This window comes from Streptomyces spinosisporus (assembly GCF_022698145.1).
Classification (GTDB): domain Bacteria; phylum Actinomycetota; class Actinomycetes; order Streptomycetales; family Streptomycetaceae; genus Streptomyces; species Streptomyces spinosisporus.
Window position 1 is genome coordinate 1 of sequence record NZ_JALDAX010000017.1, and the last position, 16,207, is coordinate 16,207.

Annotated in this window: 16 protein-coding genes and 1 riboswitch; of the genes, 13 read left to right on the forward strand and 3 right to left on the reverse strand. The window is 69.3% G+C overall.

Features of this window, described 5'->3' with window-relative positions:
- The 3 genes from MQN93_RS33760 to MQN93_RS33770 form a co-directional block, all read left to right on the forward strand.
- A partial coding sequence (locus tag MQN93_RS33760; protein WP_242712529.1) for a cytochrome c oxidase subunit I occupies window positions 1–664 on the forward strand: 664 nt, incomplete at its 5' end.
- Window positions 661–1,059, forward strand: a complete 399-nt coding sequence (locus MQN93_RS33765; protein WP_016435785.1) for a cytochrome c oxidase subunit 4 — start codon at window positions 661–663, stop codon at window positions 1,057–1,059. The genes MQN93_RS33760 and MQN93_RS33765, both read left to right, overlap by 4 nt.
- A gap of 131 nt (window positions 1,060–1,190) precedes the next feature.
- Window positions 1,191–2,450 carry a L,D-transpeptidase gene (locus tag MQN93_RS33770; RefSeq protein WP_242712530.1) on the forward strand — a complete coding sequence of 420 codons (1,260 nt, stop codon included), beginning with the start codon at window positions 1,191–1,193 and terminating at the stop codon, window positions 2,448–2,450.
- Between the two features lie 25 nt (window positions 2,451–2,475).
- Here MQN93_RS33770 and MQN93_RS33775 read toward each other — a convergent pair whose 3' ends face one another.
- Window positions 2,476–2,880: a response regulator gene (locus MQN93_RS33775; protein WP_016435787.1), complete on the reverse strand. Its 405-nt coding sequence runs from the start codon at window positions 2,878–2,880 to the stop codon at window positions 2,476–2,478.
- Window positions 2,881–3,025: 145 nt separating this feature from the next.
- Between MQN93_RS33775 and ctaE the strand changes: the two genes are divergently transcribed.
- The 6 genes from ctaE to MQN93_RS33805 all read left to right on the forward strand — a co-directional run bounded on the left by ctaE (window position 3,026) and on the right by MQN93_RS33805 (window position 10,150).
- The gene (ctaE, locus tag MQN93_RS33780) at window positions 3,026–3,646 is read left to right on the forward strand and encodes an aa3-type cytochrome oxidase subunit III (RefSeq protein WP_016435788.1); all 621 of its coding nucleotides are present in this window, start codon (window positions 3,026–3,028) and stop codon (window positions 3,644–3,646) included.
- Window positions 3,647–3,724: 78 nt separating this feature from the next.
- Window positions 3,725–4,534 carry a cytochrome bc1 complex diheme cytochrome c subunit gene (gene qcrC, locus MQN93_RS33785; RefSeq protein WP_037782551.1) on the forward strand — a complete coding sequence of 270 codons (810 nt, stop codon included), beginning with the start codon at window positions 3,725–3,727 and terminating at the stop codon, window positions 4,532–4,534.
- On the forward strand, window positions 4,531–5,586 hold the full coding sequence (gene qcrA, locus MQN93_RS33790; RefSeq protein WP_016435790.1) for a cytochrome bc1 complex Rieske iron-sulfur subunit: 1,056 nt from the start codon (window positions 4,531–4,533) through the stop codon (window positions 5,584–5,586). The genes qcrC and qcrA overlap by 4 nt, the downstream gene beginning before the upstream one ends.
- Window positions 5,583–7,217, forward strand: a complete 1,635-nt coding sequence (qcrB, locus tag MQN93_RS33795; protein WP_016435791.1) for a cytochrome bc1 complex cytochrome b subunit — start codon at window positions 5,583–5,585, stop codon at window positions 7,215–7,217. Before qcrA ends, qcrB begins: the two co-directional genes overlap by 4 nt.
- A 140-nt stretch (window positions 7,218–7,357) precedes the next feature.
- Complete coding sequence (trpD, locus tag MQN93_RS33800; RefSeq protein ID WP_016435792.1) at window positions 7,358–8,422, forward strand: anthranilate phosphoribosyltransferase; 1,065 nt, start codon at window positions 7,358–7,360, stop codon at window positions 8,420–8,422.
- 96 nt (window positions 8,423–8,518) lie between these two features.
- Window positions 8,519–8,635: riboswitch (SAM riboswitch) on the forward strand.
- A 153-nt stretch (window positions 8,636–8,788) separates the two neighbouring features.
- Window positions 8,789–10,150 carry an aminotransferase class V-fold PLP-dependent enzyme gene (locus MQN93_RS33805; protein ID WP_242712531.1) on the forward strand — a complete coding sequence of 454 codons (1,362 nt, stop codon included), beginning with the start codon at window positions 8,789–8,791 and terminating at the stop codon, window positions 10,148–10,150.
- A 747-nt stretch (window positions 10,151–10,897) separates the two neighbouring features.
- Here the strand turns inward: MQN93_RS33805 and MQN93_RS33810 are convergent.
- Together MQN93_RS33810 and MQN93_RS33815 are read right to left on the reverse strand one after the other, a co-directional pair.
- Window positions 10,898–11,179: an Lrp/AsnC family transcriptional regulator gene (locus MQN93_RS33810; RefSeq protein WP_016435794.1), complete on the reverse strand. Its 282-nt coding sequence runs from the start codon at window positions 11,177–11,179 to the stop codon at window positions 10,898–10,900.
- Window positions 11,176–11,907 carry a rhomboid family intramembrane serine protease gene (locus tag MQN93_RS33815; protein ID WP_242712532.1) on the reverse strand — a complete coding sequence of 244 codons (732 nt, stop codon included), beginning with the start codon at window positions 11,905–11,907 and terminating at the stop codon, window positions 11,176–11,178. The genes MQN93_RS33810 and MQN93_RS33815 overlap by 4 nt, the downstream gene beginning before the upstream one ends.
- 164 nt (window positions 11,908–12,071) lie before the next feature.
- Here MQN93_RS33815 and MQN93_RS33820 point away from each other — a divergent pair, with 164 nt between their 5' ends.
- The 4 genes from MQN93_RS33820 (at window position 12,072) to MQN93_RS33835 (ending at window position 16,178) form a co-directional block, all read left to right on the forward strand.
- The gene (locus MQN93_RS33820; protein ID WP_108013339.1) at window positions 12,072–12,311 is read left to right on the forward strand and encodes a hypothetical protein; all 240 of its coding nucleotides are present in this window, start codon (window positions 12,072–12,074) and stop codon (window positions 12,309–12,311) included.
- A gap of 34 nt (window positions 12,312–12,345) precedes the next feature.
- On the forward strand, window positions 12,346–13,689 hold the full coding sequence (locus MQN93_RS33825) for an NYN domain-containing protein (protein ID WP_016435797.1): 1,344 nt from the start codon (window positions 12,346–12,348) through the stop codon (window positions 13,687–13,689).
- 223 nt (window positions 13,690–13,912) lie between these two features.
- The gene (locus MQN93_RS33830) at window positions 13,913–14,947 is read left to right on the forward strand and encodes a C40 family peptidase (RefSeq protein WP_242712612.1); all 1,035 of its coding nucleotides are present in this window, start codon (window positions 13,913–13,915) and stop codon (window positions 14,945–14,947) included.
- A 214-nt stretch (window positions 14,948–15,161) separates the two neighbouring features.
- On the forward strand, window positions 15,162–16,178 hold the full coding sequence (locus MQN93_RS33835; protein ID WP_242712533.1) for a C40 family peptidase: 1,017 nt from the start codon (window positions 15,162–15,164) through the stop codon (window positions 16,176–16,178).
- The last annotated feature ends 29 nt before the right edge of the window (window positions 16,179–16,207 follow it).

Here is a 16,207-nt window from a genome sequence, read left to right on the forward strand (position 1 = left end):
CTTCGAGACCCCGATGCTCTGGGCCACCGGCTTCCTGATCACCTTCACCTTCGGTGGTCTGACCGGTGTCATCCTGGCCTCGCCGCCGCTGGACTTCCATGTCTCGGACTCGTATTTCGTGGTGGCGCACTTCCACTACGTCGTCTTCGGCACGGTCGTCTTCGCGATGTTCTCCGGCTTCCACTTCTGGTGGCCGAAGATGACGGGCAAGATGCTCGACGAGCGCCTCGGCAAGATCACGTTCTGGACGCTGTTCATCGGCTTCCACGGCACCTTCCTGGTCCAGCACTGGCTGGGCGCCGAGGGCATGCCGCGTCGTTACGCCGACTATCTGGCGGCCGACGGCTTCACCGCCCTGAACACGGTCTCGACGATCAGCGCCTTCCTGCTCGGCATGTCGGTGCTGCCGTTCCTCTACAACGTGTGGAAGACGGCCAAGTACGGCAAGCCGGTCGGCGTCGACGACCCGTGGGGCTACGGCCGTTCGCTGGAGTGGGCCACGTCCTGCCCGCCGCCGCGCCACAACTTCCTCACCCTGCCGCGGATCCGCAGCGAATCCCCGGCGTTCGACCTGCATCACCCTGAGATCGCCGCTCTCGACCAGCTCGAGAACGCGCCGCACGGTGAGCATGCTCTGGCTGGTGGCAAGGAGGCCGGCAAGTGAAGGTTCAGGGCAAGATGTTCATGTGGCTGAGCTTCTTCGTCCTCGCCATGGCGGTCGTCTATGGCGTGTGGTCGAAGGAGCCGGCCGGCACCACGGCGCTCTTCCTGGCCTTCGGTCTGTGCATCATGGTCGGCTTCTACCTGGGCTTCACCGCCCGGCGGGTCGACGCGGGTGCCATGGACAACAAGGAGGCGGACGTCGCGGACGACGCCGGCGAGGTCGGGTTCTTCAGCCCGCACAGCTGGCAGCCGCTCGCCCTCGGTTTCGGTGGCGCGCTGGCCTTCCTGTCGATCGCGATCGGCTGGTGGCTGCTGTACTTCTCGGCGCCGATCATCATGGTCGGCCTGTACGGCTGGGTCTTCGAGTACTACCGCGGTGAGAACCGCACCCAGTAGCACGCGCCGAGCGCACCAGAGCCCGGACACTCCGTCAGGAGAGTCCGGGCTCCTGCTTTTGCCGCAATAACCATCACTCGTACGAGTTACCCGGCGCGCCGTACTTGACGGACGTCCATAGCGTCGAGGGCATGAACCACTCTCCGCGCACCCGCACCGTCGTCAGCTGCACGCTGCTGGTGATCGCCCTCGGCGCGGGCGGCACCGCTTGCAGCAGCGGCGGCGACCCGCTGACCGACAAGCCGTTCGACGCGACGGACCAGATCTCCTTCAACGGCCTCGGCGAGGACGGGAAGAAGACCGACCCGGACAAGCCCCTCGAGGTCACCGCCGACGACGACGGCCGCATCACGGACGTCACCGCCACGGACGCCACAGGCCGCTATGTGACGGGCGAACTCTCCGCCGACGGCACCCGGTGGCACAGCACCTCTCCGCTCGCCGCAAACGCCCACTACACGGTGCGGGTGAGCACGGAGGACGACGACGGTGCGCCGGGCCGCAAGGTCCTCACCTTCGACACCAGCAAGCCCACCACCAAGAAGACCCTCGGCGTGACCTTCGGGCCCAAGTCCGGCACGTACGGCGTGGGACAGCCCGTCACCGCCGAACTGGACCGGCCCATCAAGGACAAGGCGCAGCGGGCCGTGGTGGAACGCGCGCTGCGGGTGGACGCGGTGCCCGCCGTGCAGGGCGCCTGGCACTGGGTGGACGACAAGGAACTCCACTACCGGCCCCGGGAGTACTGGCCCGCCCACACCACGATCCAGGTGCACAGCAACCTCGACGGCGTGAAGATCGGCGACCGGCTGTGGGGGAAGAAGAGCAAGCCGCTGAAGCTCACCATCGGCGACAGCCTCATCGCCGTCACCGACGCGGCGTCACACTCCATGACGGTCTACAAGAACGGCGAGGACATCAACGAGATCCCCGTCACCACCGGCAAGCCCGGCTTCGAGACCCGCAACGGCGTCAAGGTGGTGCTGGGCAAGGAGTACTTCGTACGTATGCGCAGCGCGACCGTCGGCATCGCCGAGGGCAGCTCCGACTCCTACGACCTGCCCGTGTACTACGCCACCCGTCTCACCTGGAGCGGGGAGTACGTCCACGCGGCCCCCTGGTCCGTCGGCTCCCAGGGCTACGCCAACGTCAGCCACGGCTGCACGGGCCTGAGCACCGGCAACGCCGAATGGTTCTTCGACACCGTCCGCGAGGGCGACGTGGTGAAGGTCATCAACTCCGACGGCGAGACCATGGAGCCCTTCGGCAACGGCTTCGGGGACTGGAACCTCTCCTGGAAGAACTGGCGCACGGGCAGTGCCCTGGTGTCCGGCACCCCGGACGCCCCGAGCGCCGCGCAACAGGCACGGCTGCGCCCGGAGAGCGTCTGAGCCGGACAGCAGGGGCCCGGACCGCCTAGGCGCTCTGCTGAAGGCTCTTCTTGCGCAGCAGCGAGGCCAGTGCGGAGGCGAACTCCACCGGGTCCACCGGCAGCGTGACCGCGCCGTCCGCACGGCTCCAGGTCGCCAGCCACGCGTCCTGCGGGCGGCCGATGAGCAGCAGCACCGGCGGGCAGTTGTAGACCTCGTCCTTGATCTGCCGGCACACACCCATGCCGCCCATGGGCACGGCCTCGCCGTCCAGGACGCAGACGTCGATCCCGCCCTTGTCCAGCTCCTTCACGACGGCCGCAGGGGTCGCGCACTCCACGAACTCCACCAGGGGAACGTCGGGAGCGGGCCTGCGCCCGGTCGCCAACCGCACCTGCTCGCGGGTGTTGGAGTCGTCGCTGTAGACCAGCACCGTGGCGGTCGGCTGCATTGTTCCTCCGAGACGTCAGCGTCGTACGGAAAGGCCCGTTGCGGCGGATGTTACTCCGTTCAACACCACGTCAACACCGGTATGGACGGCAGCAACACTCCGAACGGCACCCCCCGGAGTGAGGGCGGGATAAGCGACCGACATAATGTCGGTCGTGGCGACAGCAACGACAGTAGATACCGGGCACGCGCACCCGTCGGTCAACCGGCCGAACCTCACCAGCGTCGGAACCATCATCTGGCTGAGTTCCGAGCTGATGTTCTTCGCGGCCCTCTTCGCGATGTACTTCACCCTGCGATCGGTGACCGGTCCGGACCACTGGAAGGAGATGGCGAGCCATCTCAACCTTCCGTTCTCCGCGACCAACACCACGATCCTGGTGCTCTCCTCCCTGACCTGCCAGCTCGGCGTCTTCGCCGCCGAGCGCGGGGACGTGAAGAAGCTCCGGGGCTGGTTCATCGTCACCTTCGTCATGGGTGCGATCTTCATCGGCGGTCAGATCTTCGAGTACACGGAGCTGGTGAAGAAGGACGGGCTCTCCCTGTCCTCCGACCCGTACGGCTCGGTGTTCTACCTGACCACCGGGTTCCACGGCATGCACGTGACGGGCGGCCTCATCGCCTTCCTGTTCGTCCTCGGCCGCACCTACGCGGCGAAGAGGTTCACTCACGAGCAGGCGACCGCGGCCATCGTCGTGTCCTACTACTGGCACTTCGTCGATGTCGTGTGGATCGGCCTCTTCGCCACGATCTACCTGATCAAGTAGCCGGGCCCGTCCCGCGTGCGCCTGCGGGCGCACAACCCACAAGCATCGACGCAGAAGATCCTGACACCGGGGTAATCCGTGAAAAAGCTCTCCGCACGACGACGCCATCCGATGGCGGCGCTCGTCGTCCTACTCCTCGCGCTGGCATGCACCGGGGGGCTGTACGCCGCGTTCGCGCCTGCGAGCAAGGCGCAGGCCGATGAAACCGCCCAGTCCCTCGCCATCGACGAGGGCAAGAAGCTCTTCTCCGTGGGCTGCGCCAGCTGCCACGGCACCGGCGGTCAGGGCACCTCCGACGGTCCGAGCCTGGTGGGCGTGGGCAGCGCGGCCGTCGACTTCCAGGTCGGCACCGGCCGTATGCCCGCCCAGCAGCCGGGCGCGCAGGTCCCGCGCAAGAAGGTCGTCTACACGCAGGCCGAGATCGACCAGCTCGCGGCGTACATCTCCTCGCTCGGCGCCGGCCCGTCCGTGCCGACGAAGGCGCAGTACGGCCCCGAGGGTGCCGACATCGCCAAGGGTGGCGAGCTGTTCCGCACCAACTGCGCGCAGTGCCACAACTTCACCGGCAAGGGCGGTGCGCTGACGCACGGCAAGTTCGCGCCGGACCTCGAGGGTGTCGACCCGAAGCACATCTACGAGGCCATGCAGACCGGCCCGCAGAACATGCCGTCGTTCCCCGACACCACGCTGTCGGAGCAGAACAAGAAGGACATCATCGCGTACCTCCACGCGGTCAACGGAGACGACACCGAGAGCCCCGGCGGCCTTGAGCTGGGCGGACTCGGCCCGGTCTCCGAGGGCCTGTTCGCCTGGATCTTCGGACTCGGCGCGCTGATCGCGGTCGCCGTCTGGGTCGCCGCTCGGACCGCAAAGGCCAAGAAGTCATGAGTAGCCAAGACATTCCAGAAGAGAACCTGCCGGCTGAGCAGGACGAGCACGGCGCGGTCAGCGTCGCGGACGAGAAGAACCCGTTCGCCGACCCCGGTCTGCCGCCCCACGAGCACCGCGTCCAGGACATCGACGAGCGGGCCGCCAAGCGGTCCGAGCGCATGGTGGCCCTGCTGTTCACGGTGTCGATGCTGGCCACGGTCGGCTTCATCGCCTCGTACGTGGCGATCCCGCACGACAAGGCGATCTACGTCTTCCCGATCGGTCACATCAACGCGCTGAACTTCGCGCTGGGTCTGACCCTGGGGCTCGCGCTCTTCGCCATCGGCGCGGGCGCGGTCCACTGGGCCCGCACCCTGATGTCCGACGTGGAGATCGCCGACGAGCGTCACCCGGTGGAGGCCTCGCCCGAGGTCAAGGCCAAGGTGATGGACGACTTCCGGGCGGGCGCCAAGGAGTCGGCGCTCGGCCGCCGCAAGCTGATCCGCAACACGATGTTCGGCGCGCTGGCCCTGTTCCCGCTCTCCGGCGTCATGCTGCTGCGCGACCTCGGCCCGCTGCCCGGGACCAAGCTCCGCCACACCATGTGGTCCAAGGGCAAGCTGCTCGTCAACATGAACACCAACGAGCCGCTGCGTGCCTCCGACGTCTCGGTCGGCTCGCTCACCTTCGCCAAGCCCGAGGGCCTGGAGGAGAAGGACGAGAACTTCCAGACCGAGATCGCCAAGGCGGCCCTGATGATCGTCCGGATCCAGCCGGACAACATCAAGGACAAGCGCGAACTCGAGTGGTCGCACGAGGGCATCGTCGCGTACTCGAAGATCTGCACCCACGTCGGTTGCCCGATCTCGCTGTACGAGCAGCAGACGCACCACGTGCTGTGCCCCTGCCACCAGTCCACCTTCGACCTCTCCGACGGTGCCCGAGTGATCTTCGGCCCCGCCGGCCACGCCCTGCCGCAGCTGCGCATCGGCGTGAACGACGAGGGCTACCTCGAGGCGCTCGGCGACTTCGAAGAGCCCGTCGGTCCTGCCTTCTGGGAGCGCGGATGAGCACCAACGACACCACCGCCACACGGCGGGGCAAAGCGCCTGCCGGCGAGCGCGTCGCCGACTGGGCCGACGGCCGGCTGGGGATCTACTCCCTGGCCAAGACCAACATGCGCAAGATCTTCCCCGACCACTGGTCGTTCATGTTGGGTGAGGTCTGCCTCTACAGCTTCATCATCATCATCCTCACGGGTGTGTATCTGACCCTGTTCTTCCACCCGTCGATGAACGAGGTGGAGTACCACGGCAGCTACATCCCGCTGCAGGGCCAGATGATGTCCGAGGCGTTCAACTCGACCATGCACATCTCCTTCGATGTGCGCGGTGGTCTGCTGATCCGGCAGATCCACCACTGGGCCGCGCTGATCTTCCTCGCGGGCATGTTCGTGCACATGATGCGCGTGTTCTTCACGGGCGCGTTCCGCAAGCCGCGTGAGGTCAACTGGCTGTTCGGCTTCCTGCTGCTCGTCCTCGGCATGTTCACCGGCTTCACCGGCTACTCGCTCCCGGACGACCTGCTCTCCGGCACCGGTGTCCGCTTCATGGAGGGCGCGATCCTGTCCGTGCCGATCGTGGGCACGTACCTGTCGATGTTCCTCTTCGGCGGCGAGTTCCCGGGCGGCGACTTCGTGGCCCGCTTCTACTCGATCCACATCCTGCTGCTGCCGGGCATCATGCTCGGTCTGCTGGTCGGCCACCTGATCCTGGTCTTCTACCACAAGCACACGCAGTTCGCGGGTCCCGGACGGACGAACAACAACGTCGTGGGCATGCCGCTGCTGCCGGTGTACATGGCCAAGGCCGGAGGCTTCTTCTTCCTGGTCTTCGGTGTCATCGCGGCCATCGCGGCGATCGCCTCGATCAACCCGATCTGGGCCATGGGCCCCTACCGGCCGGACATGGTCTCCACGGGCGCCCAGCCCGACTGGTACATGGGCTTCTCCGAGGGCCTGATCCGTGTCATGCCGGGCTGGGAGATCAACCTGTGGGGCCACACGCTCGTCCTGGGCGTGTTCATCCCGCTGGTGATCTTCCCGCTGGTCCTGGTCGCGATCGCGGTCTACCCGTTCGTCGAGGCCTGGGTCACCGGCGACCGGCGCGAGCACCACATCCTGGACCGTCCGCGCAACGCCCCGACGCGTACCGCGTTCGGTGCCGCGTGGGTCTCCTGGTACTTCGTGCTGATGATCGGTGGCGGCAACGACCTGTGGGCCACGCACTTCCACCTGTCGATCAACGCGATCACCTGGTTCGTCCGGGTCGGCTTCTTCGTGGTGCCGGTCCTCGTGTTCATCGCCACCAAGCGGATGTGCCTCGGTCTGCAGCGCCGCGACAAGGACAAGGTGCTGCACGGCCGCGAGTCGGGCATCATCAAGCGCCTGCCGCACGGTGAGTTCATCGAGGTCCACGAGCCGCTCAGTCAGGACGCGCTGCACACCCTCACGGCGCACGAGCAGTACAAGCCGCTGGAGATCGGTCCGACGACCGACGACAACGGCGTCGAGCGCAAGGTGAAGGGCTCCGAGAAGCTGCGCGCCAAGCTCAGCGAGGCGTACTTCGGCGAGGAGTCCCAGATCGCCAAGCCGACCGTCGAGGAGTACAAGGAGATCACGAGCGGCCACGGCCACCACTGATCGCCAAGGCGTCGCCACGCCACGGCAGGGGCCCCGTCCGGTGTTCGGACGGGGCCCTTTGCCATGCCTGCGGCTGGATAGGGTGGGGGTCGGACTCCTTGCGGCGAGTCCCACCCTTCTACGACACCAGGAGCGGCCTTATGAGCGCTGTGACCCCCGCTGGAGGCGACACCGCGGCGGGCCGTTCCTGGCCCGAGGTGCTGAACGCCCTGCTGTACGGCCGCGACCAGAGCGCCGACGCGACCGCCTGGGCGATGGACCAGATCATGCGCGGCGAGGCGACGGACGCCCAGATCGCGGGCTTCGTCGTCGCCCTGCGGGCCAAGGGCGAGACCGTCGAGGAGATCACCGGCGTGGTCCGGGCGATGTACGAGCACGCCAACGTCATCGAGGTCTCCGGCCGCACCGTCGACATCGTCGGCACCGGCGGCGACGGCGCGAAGACGGTGAACATCTCGACGATGTCGGCGATCGTGGTGGCCGGTACCGGCGCCAAGGTCGTCAAGCACGGCAACCGCGCCGCCTCGTCGGCCTCCGGCGCCTCGGACGTACTGGAGAAGCTGGGCGTCAACCTCAACCTCACCCCCCAGCGGGTGGCAGAGGTCGCCGAGGAGGCCGGCATCACCTTCTGCTTCGCGGTGAAGTTCCACCCGGCGCTGCGTCATGTCGCCGCGGCCCGCGGCCAGTTGGGCATCCGGACCGTGTTCAACGCGCTGGGGCCGCTGACCAACCCGGCGAAGGTCAAGGCCCAGGCGGTCGGCGTCGCGGATCCGCGGCTGGCGCCGATGATCGCGGGCGTGCTGGCCGAGCGCGGCAACTCCTCGTTGGTCTTCCGCGGCGACGACGGCCTCGACGAGCTGACCACGACGGCCACGTCGCACGTCTGGGTGGTCCGTGATGGCAAGGTCATCGAGGAGTCCTTCGATCCCCGCGACGTCGGCATCGAGCTGGTGCCGGTGGAGGCGCTGCGCGGCGGCGACCCGTCGTACAACGCGGAGGTCGCCCGCAGGCTCCTCGACGGCGAGAAGGGCCCCGTACGGGACGCCGTGCTGCTGAACTCGGCGGCCGCGCTCGTGGCGCTCGACCCGGGGCCCGGGTCGCTCGCCGAGCAGATCGGCGCCGGGATGGCGAGGGCCGCGGAGTCGATCGACTCCGGCGCGGCCAAGCGGGCACTGGACCGCTGGGTGGCGGCGAGCAACGCATAGCGTCTGCCGGCGCCTGTGCCGGCCGACAGCGATCGCGGTTCCGTCATCCGGACACGGGTTGCGGGACCGCGATCGCTTCACGTACGTTCCTGTCCAGGTCATGAGTGACAGTCATGAGGCCCCGGCCGACTGTCCGGCAACCCTCCGTCCGTGGCGGGGTGCCCCGGGTGAAGACCAGGCCGTAGGCAGCGAGGTCTGCGGCAAGCGCGGATCCCTCACGCTCTTCGGGAGCACGGCCCAGGGATCCTGGTCACCGAGGGAGCCTTCTGTGAGCAATCGAATGCGATAGGGCGCCGAGCCCCGCCTCCGCACACCCCTTTTCACCTCTCCGCATGCACGGCGCATGCCTCTCACGGGAGTTCCCCCATGTCTGTCTCCACCGCTGCCTCCGCCCAGACCATTTGTGCACCTCTGCCTGTTCTGGGGCGGGATGTCACCGTCCCGCTCGTCACCGGGGGCGAGGTGACCTACGCGGCCCTCGACTACGCGGCCAGCGCCCCGGCCCTCCAGCGCGTCTGGGACGACGTGGCGGCCTACGCGCCCTACTACGGCAGCGTCCACCGCGGCGCCGGCTACCTCTCCCAGCTGTCCACGGACCTCTTCGAGAACGCCCGCAGGACGGTCGCCGAGTTCCTCGACTGCCGCAGCGACGACCACCTGGTCTTCACCCGGTCCACGACAGACTCCCTGAACCTTCTGGCCCGGGCCCTGCCGGCCGGCTGCCAGGTCTTCGTCTTCGAGACCGAGCACCACGCGAGCCTGCTGCCCTGGCAGGACGCCCATGTGACCTACCTCGACGCCCCACGCACCCCGCAGCAGGCCGTATCGACCCTGGAGCGCGCCCTCGCCGAGCGTGACCCGTACGGCCCCGCGCTGGTCTGCGTCACCGGAGCCTCCAATGTCACCGGGGAGCTGTGGCCGGTGCGCGAGCTGGCGGCGGCGGCGCACGCGCACGGCGCGCGCATCGTCCTTGACGCCGCGCAGCTGGCGCCGCACCACCCGGTGTCCGTCCGTGACCTGGACGTCGACTGGGTCGCCTTCTCCGGGCACAAGCTGTACGCGCCCTTCGGCTCTGGGGTGCTGGCGGGCCGCGCCGACTGGCTGCGCGCGGCGGAGCCGTATCTCGCCGGGGGCGGCGCCAGTCGCAGGGTGACGCGGCGCGGGGACGGGGGAGTGGACGTGGAGTGGCACGACACCGCCGCCCGTCACGAGGCCGGGTCGCCCAACGTCATCGGCGCCTATGCCATCGTCTCGGCCTGCAAGGCGCTGACGGAGGCCGGCTTCGACACGCTGGTGGCCCGCGAGCAGCAGCTGATCGCACGGGTCCGCGCGGGCCTGGCCGAGGTCCCGGAGGTCAGGATCCTCTCCCTCTTCGGCGACGACGCCCCCCGCGTCGGGGTGATCTCCTTCGTCGTGGACGGCTGGAACAGCTCCCACTTCGCCGCCGCCCTCTCCGCCGAGTACGGCATCGGCGTCCGCGACGGCCTCTTCTGCGCCCACCCCCTGGTCCGCACCCTCCTGGGCACCGCCCCTCAGACCCAGGGCGAATGCGGCGCCCCGGAATCCGCCCCCGGCGAGAAGTCCCTCAACGCCATCCGCCTCAGCTTCGGCGCCGGCACCCCCGACGAACACCTCGACCGCTTCATCACCGCCGTCAAGGAACTCGTCCACAACGGCGCAAAGTGGCAATACCACACAGAAAACGGCCGCTGCGTCCCGGCGATCTAGGGGCCGCCGCGCCCGCAGACGCGTGCTGCGCCGGTGAACCCGCGCTTCTCGCGAGGTGCCGCACCCGCCGGCGGCGCGGAAGCGGGCGGGCGCTTGCCCATCCGCCCGAAATGCCGCAGACCCGGCGCTGCAGAGAAGTCGCAGGCCCCACTTTCACGGCAAGCAACCGGCACAACCGTCGGACGTCCTGCAGCCGCCGCGCTTCCAGCCCGCGCCCTGGCCGCACCTCCGGACGTGCGCCGATGTCCTCGCGGATGTCAGCGACGCTGCCTACACGGCGGGCCGCGTGCGGCCGGGTCTGCGTCACATCGGTGACCCCGGGTTCCTTAGGTCGCAGCGAGCGCGGTGGATCGTCCGGCCGGAATGCGGCCGACCAGCGGTGCAGGGCCGGGCACCGCTCTCGCGGCGGGGGCGGTCGCCTCGACCGGCGGATGTTCTACGGCTGTTGCGCTGCCAGCCGGGTTGCTACGACGCGCGGTCGGGACCGCTGCGTCGACGAGCCCGTGACCGCGTCTGCGCCGTATCGGTGTACCCCGGGCCCCTCGGCCGCAGCGAGCGTCGGCCAGTCGTCCGGCCGAGGTGGCGTCGGACGTACAGGGATGTCGTTGTAAATCTCCGGGCGCTGTCTTCGCGGCAGGCCGCGTGCGGCCGGGTCTGCGGCGCTTCGGTGAACCCGGGCCCCTCGGCTCAGCTTCCCGGCGTCGCCTCGGTGAAGCGTTCTCTCGGTTCAGCCGCCGGGCGGCGCCTTCAGGAGTCCAGGCCGATTGCGAATGCTGCTTCCAGGTCGTGCTGGGAGTAGGTGCGGAAGGCGACGTGGGTGTCCGTGGCCTCTACGCCGGGGATCTTGCTGATGCGGCCCGGGATGACCTCGGCCAGGTCCTCGTGTTCCTTGACGCGGACCATGGCGATCAGGTCGTAGGTCCCGGTGACCGAGAAGACCTCGCTCACGGACTCCAGGGCCGCGATCGATTCCGCGATCTCGGGGATCCGGTCCACGCTGGTCTTGATGAGGACGATCGCGGTGATCACGGCTGGTTCTCTCCCTCGGAGGCCGGAGCTGGGGCGGTCTTCACTCTAGTCGCACGCCCGAACCGCACCCAGGCGTAGCAGAAGCCGAGTGCGAAGCCCACCAGGTGGGCCAGATACGCCACCCCCGGCCCCTGGTCCGCACGCCCCGCGGCCAGCCACTGCAGCGCCGCCCAGAACGGCAGCACCACCCACGCGGGCAGCCGTACCGGGAGGAAGAAGAGGAACGGGAGCAGGCTTGTGACCCGGGCGGCCGGGAACAAGTACAGGAACGCGCCGAGCACGGCGGAGATCGCCCCGGACGCCCCCACCAGGGACTGCCCGGAGGCGGAATTGGCGGCCGCGTACCCCAGCAGGGCCAGATAGCCGCAGCCCAGGTAGAAGAGGGCGAACTGCGTGCGGCCCATCCGCTCCTCGGTCATCACGCCGAAGACGTAGAGGAAGAGCATGTTGCCGAGCAGGTGCACCCAGCTGCCGTGGACGAACAGCGCCGTGGCCGGTGTCAGGGCGGCCCTGGCGGTGCCCTGGAACAGTTCGACCGGGACGACGCCCCAGCGGTGGAAGTACGTGCGCTGGGCGGCGATCAGCGCGTCCCCGGAGCCGTAGGCCGGATTCAGCCCTGCCGCGGGCCCGGCCACGAAGGCCAGACAGCACACGATGAGCAGCGTGTATGTCACGGGCGCCGAGGGATTCCGGCTCGTTCGGCCGGCGGTCGGGCTGTGGCTGATCATGGACACAGAGCATGACGTAAACGGACGCACTCACACAGAACGCCTCGCCGCCGTGGACGGGCGGGCGGCGACTTGCCGCCAGGCCGTAGGGTTACGGCCACACGCTCCAGGGAAGCTGGCGCGTCGAGACAACCGAGACCTCGAAGGAAAAGGTACAAGTCACGATGACGGTTCCCCTGCCGACCGCCTCGACACGGTGGCGCTGCACCCTCTGCGGCAACCTCACGCGGTTCGACGTGACCCGCTCGTCGAAGGTCGTCGAGTACGTCCACCTCGATCTGGCCGGCGAGCCGAAGGTCGAGGAGCGCGACGTGGTCAGTGAGACGATCGAGTCGGTGCGCTGCCGCTGGTGCAACGCGGTGGACCAGGTGGAACTCGTGGACAGGCCGGGCGCCGACTCCTGAGCGGAGCGGCCCCACAGGTAATGGGGTGTGACGGATGGTGGAGACCGCAGGCGGGGGGCCGGGCGACGGCACCGCCGAGGTGCTTGACCGTCCGCTGCCCGACGGAGTGCGCCGCAGAGTCGTCCAGATCGTCTCGGACGGGTTCGGCGGGCTGACCGTCGCCGAACTGCCCGCACAGCTCAGGCAGTACGCCCGGTTCACCCCGACCCGCCGGGCCAAGTTCGCCGGCAACGCGATGGCCGCCGCGCTGGAGACCGATCCGCTGTTCAGGCAGCGGATCGGGGAGAAGCTCAGAGAGGCCCAGCCGGAACTCGCCGGCGCTCTCGACTCCGGCTCCCCGCCCCCGGCCGCGGACCCGCTCGACGTGGCGGCCGCGGCCTATGTTCTGCGGCCCACCGGCTGGGTCAAGCTCGTGACCGCGGCCGGCGAGGAGGCCCAGCGGGCCGATGCCGAGCGCGCCGACGAGGAGAACCGCGCCGAGCTGGAGCGGCTGCGCGAGGAACTCGACCGGGCCCGCGAGCAGACCCGCATCGACACCGAGCGGCTGCGCGCCGAGCTGGACGCCGCCCGCAAGGAGGCCGACTCGCTGCACCGCAAGCTGCGGGCGGCCCACAGCGACGTCAAGCGGGGCGAGGCCGCCCTGCGCAAGAGGCAGGGCGAGATCGAGGCGGTGCGCACCGAGGCGCAGGCGCAGGTGTCCGCCGCCGAGAGCGAGACACGGCGCCTCAAGGCCCGCCTGAGCGAGGCGGAGGCGGCCCTGGAGGCCACGCGCCGCGCGGCGCGCGAGGGGCGCAGTGTCGAGGACATGCGCGTACGACTGCTTCTGGACACCCTGCTGGACGCGACGCAGGGGCTGCGCCGGGAGCTGGCGCTGCCGCCCGTGTCCGTACGGCCGGCGGAGACCGTCGACGCGGTCGAACCGGGACGCATGACCCCGAAGGACATCGCCGCGCGGGCGCTGTCCGAGAACGACCCCGCGATCCTGGACCAGTTGCTGGCCCTGCCGCAGGCCCATCTGCTCGTCGACGGCTACAACGTCACCAAGACCGGCTATCCCCAGATGCCCCTGGAGAAGCAGCGGCTGAGGCTGCTCGGCCAGCTCTCGCAGCTCGCCGCCCAGACCGGCGCCGAGGTCACCTGTGTCTTCGACGGCGCCGAGCTGGCCGCTCCGGTGCTGCTGGCGCCCCCGCGCGGCGTACGGGTGCTGTTCTCCAAACCGGGCGTCACCGCCGACGAGTTGATCCGCCAGATCGTGCGCGCCGAGCCGCCGGGACGGCCCGTCATCGTCGCCTCCACCGACCGCGAGGTGGCCGACGGCGTCGCCAAGGCGGGCGCCCGGCCGGTCGCCTCCGCCATGCTGCTGAAGCGGCTTTCCTAGGGCGCTGTCCCTAAGGTCGAACTTCCATGTTTAATGCCCGAATTGGCGGGATCGTCACGCAACGTAGCGTCAACCCGGCATCACCACACGTGAGTTGTGTGTAAAGAATGCATGGCGTGACGAGATTTTGCTCCTGAGGATTTGATCTGATCACGATGAGGTCACTAGGGTCTGGCTCCGAACCTCCGAGCGGGTGATCACTCAGAAGAAGGAGTTCACCTTCGTGGCGACCCACCGTCGACCCAAGCAGCCGAGCCGTGCGCGCGTGACCGTGCTCACCACAGCGGCTGCTGCAGCCGTAGCCATCAGCGCCCAGGCCGCCAACGCCGCGCCCAGCGAGAAGCCCTCCAAGGACGAGGTGAAGGCGAAGGTCGACAAGCTGTACGAGGAGGCCGAGCAGGCCACCGAGAAGTACAACGGCGCCAAGGAGAAGCAGGAGAAGCTCCAGAAGGAGATCTCCACCATCCAGGACAACGTCGCCCGCGGCCAGGAGGAGCTCAACGAGCTCCGTGACTCCATAGGCCTGGCGGCGGCCGCGCAGTACCGCAGCGGCTCCATCGACTCCTCGCTCCAGCTCTTCCTGTCGTCGAACCCGGACGACTACCTGGACAAGGCGTCCACCGCCGATCAGCTCAGCGCCCAGCAGGTCGAGGCGCTGAAGAAGATCCAGGAGAAGCAGCGCGAACTGGCCCAGGAGCGCTCCGAGGCGTCCGACAAGCTCAAGGACCTCGCCTCCACCCGCACCGAACTGGGCAAGAAGAAGAAGCAGGTGCAGAGCAAGCTCGCCGAGGCGCAGAAGCTGCTCAACACCCTGACGGCCGCCGAGAAGGCGGCGCTCGCCGCCGCCGACCAGCGCGCCAGCCGCGACGCCGGCGCACGCGTCGACCTCGGCAACACCGGCTCCGCCTCCGGCCGGGCCGCCGCGGCGTTCTCCGCCGCGCAGAGCGTGATCGGCTCGCCGTACGTCTACGGCGCCACCGGCCCCTCCTCCTTCGACTGCTCGGGCCTGACCTCCTGGGCCTACGCCCAGGCCGGCGTCTCCATACCGCGCACCTCGCAGGCCCAGGCCAACGCCGGTACGCGCATCTACAGCGAGAGCCAGCTCAAGGTCGGCGACCTGGTCCTGTTCTACGGCGACCTGCACCACATCGGCCTCTACGCCGGCAACGGCCAGGTGCTGCACGCCCCGCACACCGGTGCGACCGTGCGCTACGAGTCGATCGGCAACATGCCGTTCCAGTTCGGCGTCCGGATCTGACGACCGCCCCCGAGGCCCGCTCCAAGATCAGCACCACGTGCCGCCCGAACGGGCGAATTGCGTGAACCCGCGCTGACCCCACGCCCCGCCGATGACCTGCGTCAGCGGCGGGGCGTCACGTTGCGTTGCCACGGAGCCCTTTGGCCGGTGCCCCGCCGCGGGGCTACTGTCTGGCGCGTTTCCCTGTCCGCCAGCGGAAGGAGCGCGGTCTCCCGTGGGGTCCCATCGCCGCCTTGCACCGACGTCCGGGTTCAACCGGGGCGCCGGCGCCGCCCTGTGTGTGCTGTCCGCCGCGGCCTCCGCGCTCGGCGCGGTGCCGGCCGACGCCGCACCGCACGACCACACCAGGGCCGAGGTGGACCGCCTCTACGAGGAGGCCGAGAAGGCGACCGAGGCCTACAACAAGGCCGACGAGATCGCCGACACGCTGCGCCGTCAGGTGCGCGACGCGCAGGACCGCATCGCCCGGCAGCAGGAGCGCATCAACACCATGCGGGAGTCGCTCGGTCTGCTGGCCGGGGCGCAGTACCGCTCCGGCGGCCTCGACCCCTCCCTCGCCCTGCTGTTCTCCGACGACCCGGCCGACTACCTCGACAAGGCCGCCGTCCTCGACCGCATCGGCGCCCACCAGGCAGGCGAACTGAAGGACCTGCAGACCGCGATGCGCGACCTCGCCCAGGAGCGCGCCGAGGCGGTCCTCAAGCTCTCCGATCTGGACCGCAGCCGCAAGGCCGTCGCCGCCCACAAGAAGACCGTCGAGAGGAAACTCGCCAAGGCGCGCCGGCTGCTCAACTCCCTTCCGCTCGCGGAGCGTGCGGCCTACGACCGGGCCTCGCGCGGCAGCCGCGGCGACATCCCCGACTTCGGCAGCGCGCTCCCGGCCTCCGCCCGCGCGGCCGCCGCGATCGCCGCCGCCCGCTCCGCGCTCGGGATGCCGTACATCTGGGGCGCCTCCGGCCCCTCCGGCTTCGACTGCTCGGGCCTGATGCAGTGGTCGTACGCGCAGGCCGGGATCCAGTTGCCGCGCACCTCGCAGGAGCAGCGCTACGCCGGCCGGCAGATCCCGCTCTCCCAGGCCCGCCCCGGCGACCTCGTCGTCTACCGGTCCGACGCCAGCCATGTCGCGATGTACATGGGCAACGGTCAGGTGATCCACGCGCCGCACCCCGGCGCACCCGTGCGCTACGACCCGGTGAACATGCTGCCGGTGTCCTCCGTCACCAGGGTCTGACCAACCGCCCCGACCGGCCCTACGATCGG